The sequence below is a fragment of the Bacillus sp. mrc49 genome, assembly GCF_002803435.1.
Genome location: NZ_PHNG01000722.1, coordinates 62,051 through 71,708, shown reverse-complemented (window position 1 = coordinate 71,708; position 9,658 = coordinate 62,051). Strand labels below are relative to the sequence as shown.

Genomic DNA, 9,658 nt, shown 5'->3' with positions numbered 1-9,658 from the left:
AATGGTAAAGAGGGTTACGTCAATGCCAAGTATCTATCGGCAACGAAACCGGACCAGGCAGCCAAATCTTCCGTAACAAGTAAAAAGGCGGTAACGTAAGCTCCAGCATCGTCACGAGGCTTTCAAAAGGGACGCAGGTGACGGTTTATTCGGAATCGAATGGTTGGGCCAAGGTCAAGGCCAATGGAAAAGACGGGTATGTCAGCACCAAGTATTTGTCGGCAACGAAGCCAGCGGCTGGATCCGCAGTAACCACCCAAAAAACGGCAACAAAATATGTGAATGTCAGCACGGGTTCCCTCCATATGCGGAAAAGCGGGACCGAAAGTGCAGCCGTAGTAGCGAAGCTGACGAGGGGCACCCAGGTAACGGTCTATTCGGAATCCAAGGGTTGGGCAAAGATCAAAGCCAATGGAAAAGATGGTTATGTCAATGCCAAGTATCTTTCGGCAACGAAGCCTGATCAGGTAACCAAAGCCGCCGTAACTGGAAAAACGGCGACGAAATATGTGACGGCAAGCACGCTCAATATGCGAAAAGGCGGTAACGTAAGCTCCAGCATCGTCACGAGGCTTTCAAAAGGGACGCAGGTGACGGTTTATTCGGAATCGAATGGTTGGGCCAAGGTCAAGGCCAATGGAAAAGACGGGTATGTCAGCACCAAGTATTTGTCGGCAACGAAGCCAGCGGCTGGATCCGCAGTAACCACCCAAAAAACGACGACGAAATACGTGACGGCAAGCACGCTCAATATGCGTAAAAGCGGTTCGGATAGTTCAAGCATTGTCGCGAGGCTTTCAAAAGGGACGAAAGTGACCGTTTATTCGGAATCGAAAGGTTGGGCGAAGGTCAAAGCCAATGGAAAAGACGGGTATGTCAACACCAAATATGTATCGGCGGCAAAGCCGGGAACCGCTCCCAAACCGACTGCCCCTGAAAAAACGACGACCAAATACGTGACGGCAAGCACGCTCAATATGCGTAAAAGCGGGTCGGATAGTTCAAGCATTGTCGCAAGGCTTTCAAAGGGGACGAAAGTGACGGTTTATTCGGAATCCAAAGGATGGGCGAAGGTCAAAGCCAATGGAAAGGACGGATATGTCAGCACCAAATATGTATCGGCGACAAAACCGGCAACCGCTCCCAAACCGACTGTCCCTGAAAAAACGACGACCAAATACGTGACGGCAAGCACGCTGAATATGCGCAAAAGCGGCAGTGAAACCGCAAGCATCATCGCCAAGCTCTCAAAGGGAACCGAGGTAAAGGTCTATTCGGAATCCAAAGGATGGGCGAAGGTCAAGGCCAATGGAAAGGACGGCCATGTCAGCACCAAATATTTAACGGCGACAAAACCGGTAACGGACTCCAAGCCGGCGGTCCCTGAAAAAACGACGACGAAATATGTAAACGTGAACTCAGGGACACTCAATATGAGGAATAAGCCATCAGAAGACGCTTCGGTCATCGTGAAATTGGCAAGGGGTGTAGAGGTGGAAGTCATCTCTGAAGCAGATGGCTGGTCCAAGGTTAAAGCGTATGGCGGGGAAGGTTACGTCAGCACGCAATATCTATCAACGACGAAACCTGGTGCCACACCGGAAAAACCCGGACAGAATCCAGGCGGTGAAGTAACCACCATTACCAAATATGTAAATGTGAATGATGGCTCCAGTTTGAATATGCGTTCAAGCGCATCGACGTCCGCTTCTATCATAGCTACGCTAGTAGATAAAACGGCCGTAACCGTGTATTCGGAAGCAGATGGCTGGTCAAGGATCACGGCTAACGGAAAAACGGGTTATGTGAGCACGAAATATTTAACTGAAAAGGCACCGGATGTTCCAGGGAATCCGAATGACTCGGTCATCAAGATCGAAAAAGAGTACAATCTTACAATGGATAAGATGGTGCAAATTCAAATGGCGGCAAATGCGCAAACAGATAAAGCGTACAAAACCTACATACGTGAGGATGGCTTGTCTCTCGTAAATTCAACCAAAGGCACCGTCAAAGGCTCCGGTTGGCGCGTAAGGGGCGGAGCTGGCCCTGATTATTGGGTAGTCGGGGATGTAAGCAATAATCAATCGCTGACGATTAAATCAAAAGTCAAAGGCTCTGACGGGTACTACTGGTACGAGGTGAGCTATAACAAGACATGGGTGAATGCTAGTCCGGAAGACATAGAATATAACCTGAATCCCAAAAATTTCGTCAATGATCCAGTTCATTCTTACCAGTTCGTCAAGCTCTCCCAAGTTACCAATATGAATGTTTCCGAAGTGAATGATAGAATCCTTTCAGGCAAAGGCATACTGCAAGGACAAGCTGCGATCTTCACTTCCGCAGGGGTAAAGTATGGAGTCAATGAGATTTATTTGATTTCGCATGCCTTGCTGGAGACAGGGAATGGCACGTCACCGTTGGCAACAGGAGTAAAGGTGAACGGGAGAACGGTCTATAATATGTATGGAGTGGGAGCTTATGACGGTACAGCTGTCAGCAGCGGTGCTCAATATGCCTATAATGCCGGCTGGTTCACGCCGGAAGCGGCCATTATCGGCGGCGCCGAATTCATCGCCAAAGGCTACATCTCCGCAGGGCAGGACACACTTTACAAAATGAGGTGGAACCCAACGGCAGCAGAGAAGTATGGCTATGCTTCACATCAGTATGCCACTGATATTGGCTGGGCAACCAAGCAAGTGAAACAGATTTATAATCTATATAGTTTATTAGATTCCTATAAATTGACGATTGAAATTCCTAAATATAAATAAACGATCAGCAGAAAAAAACACATGAGTCGACCTCATGTGTTTTTGCTTTTAAAATGAAAGCCCGGAAATCCTCATCTTATTCGGAATTGCTTTGCTTATCCTTTTCGATGATCTCCTTGACGACATCCTCGATCGTGACCGCGCCCAATGCTTTTTCCAAGGCAAGTTCAGCGACTGAAAAGAGCGGCTCTATCGCGTCCTGTATATTTCTTCCAACGGGGCATGCTGGGTTAGGTTTCTCATGAATGCCAAATAGTTCTTTATCCTGCATCACATTAACGGCATGATAAACATTGAGCAAAGTAATCTCGGACAGCTCCTTGGCCAATGTAGCTCCAGCGATGCCAGGCCTGACATTCACCAAGCCTGCAGTCTTGAGCATGCCGGTAATTTTCCTGATTAAGGCGGGGTTCGTGTTGACACTCTTTGCAATATAATCAGATGTGTTAACGCATTCCTTATTTATTTCTAAAAGAGATAATATATGGATTCCTACGGAAAAACGGGTACTGATGGACATCTTGTTCTCTCCTTTAAAATCTCGATTCCTATATAGTATAGTTATTTAACATGTAATTCAAGTAGTTACAAGTTATAATGATATTTAATCACTTCCGCTGCCATAAATAAAAGGTATGTTAAATTGACAAACCATCATGGTGAAACTTATATTATACCGTGTAAATCAATCAGTTACAGGTATGCGGCAAATGGAAAGGGGGAACTGAAATCAGCCTTAATGGAGTCCAAGGGACCTGTATAAGGAATTTTAAACAACTATAATAGCTATGGAGGTTCATGATGTCTAATAAAAAAAATAAGAAACAAAAACAATCATCTGCATTCACGTTTTGGATCATCGGGTTGGTGGCTGTAATCATTATCGGGTTCATTTTCCTGGCTAACGGTAAAGAAGAGGATACAGCCGCTTATGAAATCGATTATAAATCACAGCCTTATTTAGGAGATAATTCAGCCCCTGTGCAAATTGTTGAATTTGGTGATTATAAATGTCCAGTGTGTAAAACATTCGAGGAGAAATTCTTTCCATCGATCAAAAGTGAGTTGGTCGATACAGGAAAAGCGCAATTTTATTTCATGAATTATTCGTTCATTAACGTCGATTCCACTAGATCCGCTAAATTTGCGGAGAGCGTATATCAGGAATTAGGAAATGAAACCTTCTGGAAGTTTCATGAGCTATTATTCAGTAAGCAGCCCGATGATCATAAATATGAAAAAGAAGACATATTCACCGATGAATTCTTAGAAGATACATTGAAGGAAATCGCAAATGAAGCTGACGTGAAAAAAGTGGTCACCTCCTTTAAAGCAGGCAAATCCGAAAAACACTGGAACAAAGATATGAAGACTGCCGAAGAATTAGCCGTATCCGGCACACCTTCCCTATTCGTCAATGGCAAGAAGTTTGAGGGGAACACGATAGATGATCTAAAGAAAATGGTCGATGAAGCAGCGAAGGAGAAATAGTCGATGAACAAGTCGCTATTATTCGCTTGGATATTATCCATCATGGCCACTGCAGGAAGTCTCTACTTTAGTGAAATCCTGCATTATGTACCTTGTACCTTTTGCTGGTACCAACGAATTTTGATGTACCCACTCGTCCTATTATTAGGCCGGGCCTTTTATGAGCAAGACCTGAAAATCCACCGATACATCCTGCCCCTGTCCATTTTGGGGATGCTGGTATCGGGGTATCACTATTGCCTGCAAAAGATCCCCGCCCTGCAGCAATTCGAAATGTGCCAAAGCGGTGTCCCATGCTCAGTCGACTATATAAATTGGCTAGGGTTCATCACGATTCCGTTTTTGGCCTTTATCGCATTCACTCTCATCACCATATGTATGGGATTGCTAATGAACACAAATCGGAAAAACGAAACAGCAGCATGAAAACCGCACCATTCCTTGTGGAAATGCCTCCACAGGAAATGGTGTTTTTTTATAGATAAAATACGATCGGGAATAACCATAAAACACCGCAATTGTCGAGTAAAGCGCCGAAACTGGCAAGTGAACGTCGAAATTGGCGAGTGAAGGCGAAACCCGGAATATATCAACGGAATCCGCAATTATATCGCCGAACATATATCCAACTAGCATTTGACAAAGGAGTAACCTGTAACTTATATTATTACTTGTAACATAAATGATTACATCTGAAATTTTCAACCAATCATAGGAGGAATCTACAATGAAAATAGCGATCATAGGTGCAAGCGGAAAAGCAGGAAGCGTGATTTCAAATGAGGCAAGGACTAGAGGGCATGAAGTTACGGCGGTGGTCAGGGATGAAGCCAAAGTTCAGGATCAAACGGTATCCATTTTGGTTAAAGACATATTCGACATTCAAGCGGACGATTTGAAGCAGTTCGATGTGGTTGTGAATGCTTTTGGTGCAGCTCCAGGGAAAGAACATTTGCATGTGGAGGCAGGGAACATCCTGATCGATGCCCTCAAAGGCGCGCCTCAAACTAAATTGATCGTTGTCGGCGGAGCCGGAAGCCTTTTCGTTGACGAGGAGAAAACGACACGTGTTCTGGATACGCCTGAATTCCCTAAAGAGTACTTTGCCTCAGCGTATAATCAATCCAAGAATCTGGAAAGGTTGCAGCAGGCAAGCGGCATCCAGTGGACATTCATCAGTCCTTCCGCCTTCTTTGATCCACAAGGGACGAGAACTGGTCAGTATGAACTTGGCAAAGACAATCTGCTCGTAAACTCAAAAGGCGAGAGTTATGTAAGTTATGCCGACTTCGCCATTGCGGTACTTGACGAAATGGAAAATCCGCAGCACATCAATCAACGCTTCACCGTTGTCGGCGAAGCGAAATAATATAAAACGGACTTGGCCGTCGCGTCCCTGTCTCCCGATATATGCTTTATATGAGACAGAGGCGATGCCCAAGTTCACCCTAATCATTGATGGAACCTCCCCAATGAACAAAGTAGATGTAAGAATCCGAACTAGACTTCCGTTAATTCGTCCTGGACGCTCAATAATTCGTCCAACATCCGCACTAATTCAACCTAGACGTCCAATAATTCGACCTACACCCGATTAATTCGTCCCCCATCGGAATAATTCGTCCCAGACGCCAACAATTCAACCTACACCCCCACAACAATTCGTCCTATATCACACGAATTCTTCCTTTTCTCCTGGCCGTCCGGAGTTTTTATGTTGAAAATATTGACTGTTGTCCATTTATTGCTGATAATATAGCGAAGAAAGTCCTATGTACGGCTTTTTTTATGTTGTGGTTTTTAGTAGAATTATCTGGTTTTTCCAATAGGAAACTAGAAAGAAAGAAGGACTGTGTGAAGATGGATTGGAAACGTTCCTACAACTCATGGGTGAATTTCGAAGGCCTTGATGAGGAAATGAAGTCATTACTTACAATGATTAAAGATGATGAGAAGAAAGTTGAAGATGCGTTTTATAAGAACTTGGAATTCGGCACAGGCGGCATGCGCGGGGAAATCGGTGCAGGCACGAATCGGATGAATCTGTATACGGTTCGCAAAGCGACATTGGGATTGGCGCATTATCTCCTGGAAATCGGAGATGAAGCAAAAGACAGGGGTGTGGCAATCGCGTATGATTCACGCTTTAAATCACCTGAATTTGCCATGGAGGCAGCGAAGACCTTGGCTACTGCAGGGATAAAGGCGTATCTATTTGATGAGCTAAGACCGACTCCAGAGCTATCCTTTGCCGTTCGTGAGTTGAATGCTTATGCTGGGATCGTGATCACTGCTAGCCATAATCCACCCGAATACAATGGCTATAAGGTATATGGGCCGGATGGCGCGCAACTTCCGCCGGCCACGGCTGATAAAGTCATTGGATTCGTCAATGCGATTGAAGATGAATTGACGATATCGGTGAAGGATGAAGAGACCTTAAAAGCGCAGGGGCTGATCGAGATGATCGGTGAAGAAATCGATGCCGCTTATAATGAAAATTTACTTACTGTCCCGGAAAACAAGGACATAAGTGAGCAAGTCGATGTGACGGTCGTATTCACGCCGCTTCATGGGACGGCAAATAAATCGGTGAGGCGGGCTTTGCAGGATCTGGGATACGACAAGGTACATGTCGTAAAAGAGCAGGAATTGCCTGATCCCAATTTCTCGACAGTCAAATCTCCGAATCCTGAAGAGCATGCCGCATTTGAAATGGCGATCGATTTGGGCAATAAGGTATCTGCCGACCTGTTGATCGCTACCGATCCCGATGCAGATCGACTCGGAATCGCAGTTAAAAATAAAGCTGGCGAGTATGTGGTGCTTACTGGCAATCAAACGGGTGCGCTCATATTGGATTACCTTTTAAGGGAAAAGCAAGCAAAAGGGACGTTACCCGAAAATGGCGTGGTCTTAAAAACGATCGTGACTTCGGAAATCGGCCGTACGATTGCGAAGGAATATGGTTTGGAGACCGTAGATGTATTGACCGGTTTTAAATTCATCGCCGAAAAAATCAACGATTATCGGGAAAACGGGCAGCATACCTTCCTATTCGGTTATGAAGAAAGCTATGGCTATTTAATCAAGGATTTTGCTCGGGATAAAGATGCGATCCAGGCAGCCATCCTTGCGGTTGAGGTTTGTGCTTACTATAAAAAGCAGGGCATGGATTTATATGAAGGACTGATCCAAATCTTTGAAAAGTACGGATATTACTTGGAGGGACTTCAATCGTTGACCTTAAAGGGCATCGAAGGCGCTGGGCAAATCCAGGGGATTCTCGATCAATTCCGTCAAGATCCCCCCAAGCACATTGCCGGAAAAGCTGTAGTGGTCCAGGAGGACTATCAAAACAGCCTGAAGCTGGCGATGGACGCTGATACCGAGGAAGTGATTGATTTACCCAAATCAAATGTAATCAAGTATTTCCTTGAAGATGGTACATGGGTTTGCTTACGGCCTTCCGGGACGGAACCGAAAATCAAATTCTACTTCGGCATCCAAGGAGAAAAAATGGAAGAAGCCGAGTTGAAACTGAAGCAGGTAATGAATGCCTTTATGGAGAAAATTAACGGAATCATTAACGGAGCGTAATGCAGCCATATTACTGAACAAAATGAGGCCTTTTCCCGATATCCGTTCGGGGAAAGGCCATTTGGCATGCTGGAGCAAACCCGGCCGGATCGGGATATTATTGTAAAGACGGATGTTAATTTTGAAGAAATTGGTATATAATAGGTTGATGTGAAAGTGGCTATATTTGACTGAAACATTTACAAAAAACGAGACTATGTTACTATGAACAAGGTATATGGTAAACTAGTTATCATATGGACTGGTGAAAAAGTTATTACGAAGGAGTTACAAAAGAATGAAAAAAGTTAAAAAGGCGATAATACCTGCAGCGGGATTGGGAACTAGATTCTTGCCAGCTACGAAGGCGATGCCTAAAGAAATGCTTCCGATAGTGGACAAGCCAACTATTCAATATATCATAGAAGAAGCCGTGAAATCGGGAATCGAAGATATTATCATTGTTACAGGGAAGAATAAACGGGCGATTGAAGACCACTTCGATAATGCCTACGAACTAGAGAACAACCTGCGCGAAAAAGAAAAATTCGATTTATTGGAGAAAGTGCAATATCCCTCCAATCTAGCCAATATCCATTACATTAGGCAAAAAGAACCTAAAGGGCTTGGACATGCTGTATGGTGTGCACGTAACTTTATTGGCGATGAACCATTTGCCGTCCTTTTAGGTGATGACATCGTACAAAGTGAAGTTCCTTCATTGCGTCAATTAATCAATGAATATGATGCAACGGGCTCGTCCATCATTGGCGTTCAGCCCGTGGATGAAAAAGAAACGCATAGGTATGGCGTCATTGACCCGGTTACCCAGGAAGGCAGAAGGTACGAAGTGAATCGTTTCGTTGAAAAACCGAAACAAGGAACGGCGCCTTCCAATTTAGCCATCATGGGAAGATATATTCTAACCCCGGAAATATTCGATTTCTTGGAAACGCAAGAAACAGGAGCTGGCGGCGAAATCCAGTTGACGGATGCGATCCAAAAATTGAATGAAATCCAAAAAGTATTCGCCTACGATTTCGAGGGTAAACGCTATGATGTCGGAGTGGTGGATGGCTTTGTGAAAACGACCATCGAATTTGCGCTGCAACGCCCTGAATTGAGAGATGACATCATCAAGGAAATGGAAAATATACTTAAAATGCATAAGGCAGCAACCAAATAAATTTCTTTATATGGATCCAGGAGGGAAAAGCCAGCTATGATAGGCTTTTTTCCTCTTGTCCATAAAAGCCCTTGGGATTTCTATTTAGTGAGTATACAGAATAATCAGTCATATGAAAGCTTACCGTGAAGAAGAATCGAACCGGTCCATTGGGAATCCGTGCGCAGTTTGGTTCGCTATGGAATGCCTCACCTTTTATTGAAGAGGTCCTTTAAGGGGAGATTTACAGACCATCATTGATGAACTGGAGCTGAATCATTCCATCCATCTTTTGGGGCAGCTCGAAAATCCCTTTTCATTCATGGAAAAATGTGACTGCTTCGTTCTGTCATCACATTATGAAGGCCAGCCTATGGTTTTACTGGAGGCGATGACGTTAGGGATGAAGATCCTGGCTACGGATATAGTCGCGAACCGGACCGTTCTGGAAAACGGTAAATAGGGAGTGCTTGTTGAAAATAGCATAAATGGACTTGAAAATGGGTTATCGATGATGGCTAATGATGCTAAATCTGGAATGGGAAAATTTGATTATCACCAATATAATGAATTAGCCATGGAAACCTTCAAGAAATGCCTATAAAATATAAGTAGGTACTTCTCTCCAATTCAGGCAGATAAA

7 protein-coding genes and 1 pseudogene are annotated in these 9,658 nt (G+C 44.4%); 7 read left to right on the top strand and 1 reads right to left on the bottom strand.

Features of this window, described 5'->3' with window-relative positions; translation table 11 throughout:
• Window positions 1-107: 107 nt before the first annotated feature.
• Window positions 108-2,780 carry an SH3 domain-containing protein gene (locus CVN76_RS20925; RefSeq protein WP_332850657.1) on the top strand — a complete coding sequence of 891 codons (2,673 nt, stop codon included), beginning with the start codon at window positions 108-110 and terminating at the stop codon, window positions 2,778-2,780.
• A gap of 76 nt (window positions 2,781-2,856) precedes the next feature.
• Here CVN76_RS20925 and CVN76_RS20920 read toward each other — a convergent pair whose 3' ends face one another.
• On the bottom strand, window positions 2,857-3,300 hold the full coding sequence (locus CVN76_RS20920) for an Rrf2 family transcriptional regulator (RefSeq protein WP_100532908.1): 444 nt from the start codon (window positions 3,298-3,300) through the stop codon (window positions 2,857-2,859).
• Between the two features lie 281 nt (window positions 3,301-3,581).
• Between CVN76_RS20920 and CVN76_RS20915 the strand changes: the two genes are divergently transcribed.
• The 6 genes and pseudogenes from CVN76_RS20915 to CVN76_RS31920 form a co-directional block, all read left to right on the top strand.
• Entirely contained in the window at window positions 3,582-4,271 is a 690-nt protein-coding gene (locus tag CVN76_RS20915) for a DsbA family protein (RefSeq protein WP_232732402.1), read from the top strand.
• A 3-nt stretch (window positions 4,272-4,274) separates the two neighbouring features.
• Window positions 4,275-4,697 carry a disulfide oxidoreductase gene (locus CVN76_RS20910; RefSeq protein WP_100532906.1) on the top strand — a complete coding sequence of 141 codons (423 nt, stop codon included), beginning with the start codon at window positions 4,275-4,277 and terminating at the stop codon, window positions 4,695-4,697.
• Between the two features lie 301 nt (window positions 4,698-4,998).
• Entirely contained in the window at window positions 4,999-5,640 is a 642-nt protein-coding gene (locus tag CVN76_RS20905) for an NAD(P)-dependent oxidoreductase (protein ID WP_100532905.1), read from the top strand.
• A 491-nt stretch (window positions 5,641-6,131) separates the two neighbouring features.
• Entirely contained in the window at window positions 6,132-7,871 is a 1,740-nt protein-coding gene (locus tag CVN76_RS20900) for a phospho-sugar mutase (protein WP_100532904.1), read from the top strand.
• A gap of 277 nt (window positions 7,872-8,148) precedes the next feature.
• A complete protein-coding gene (galU, locus tag CVN76_RS20895; RefSeq protein ID WP_100532903.1) occupies window positions 8,149-9,036 on the top strand; it encodes a UTP--glucose-1-phosphate uridylyltransferase GalU in 888 nt (295 codons plus the stop codon).
• A gap of 217 nt (window positions 9,037-9,253) precedes the next feature.
• Window positions 9,254-9,478, top strand: a pseudogene (locus CVN76_RS31920) (glycosyltransferase); the annotation flags it as partial.
• Between the last annotated feature and the right edge of the window lie 180 nt (window positions 9,479-9,658).

Coding starts and splice junctions, on each gene's coding strand:
- CVN76_RS20920 (WP_100532908.1), bottom strand. CDS start 3,300: ATGTCCATCAGTACCCGTTTTTCCGTAGGAATCCATATATTATCTCTT.
- CVN76_RS20915 (WP_232732402.1), top strand. CDS start 3,582: ATGTCTAATAAAAAAAATAAGAAACAAAAACAATCATCTGCATTCACG.
- CVN76_RS20910 (WP_100532906.1), top strand. CDS start 4,275: ATGAACAAGTCGCTATTATTCGCTTGGATATTATCCATCATGGCCACT.
- CVN76_RS20905 (WP_100532905.1), top strand. CDS start 4,999: ATGAAAATAGCGATCATAGGTGCAAGCGGAAAAGCAGGAAGCGTGATT.
- CVN76_RS20900 (WP_100532904.1), top strand. CDS start 6,132: ATGGATTGGAAACGTTCCTACAACTCATGGGTGAATTTCGAAGGCCTT.
- galU (WP_100532903.1), top strand. CDS start 8,149: ATGAAAAAAGTTAAAAAGGCGATAATACCTGCAGCGGGATTGGGAACT.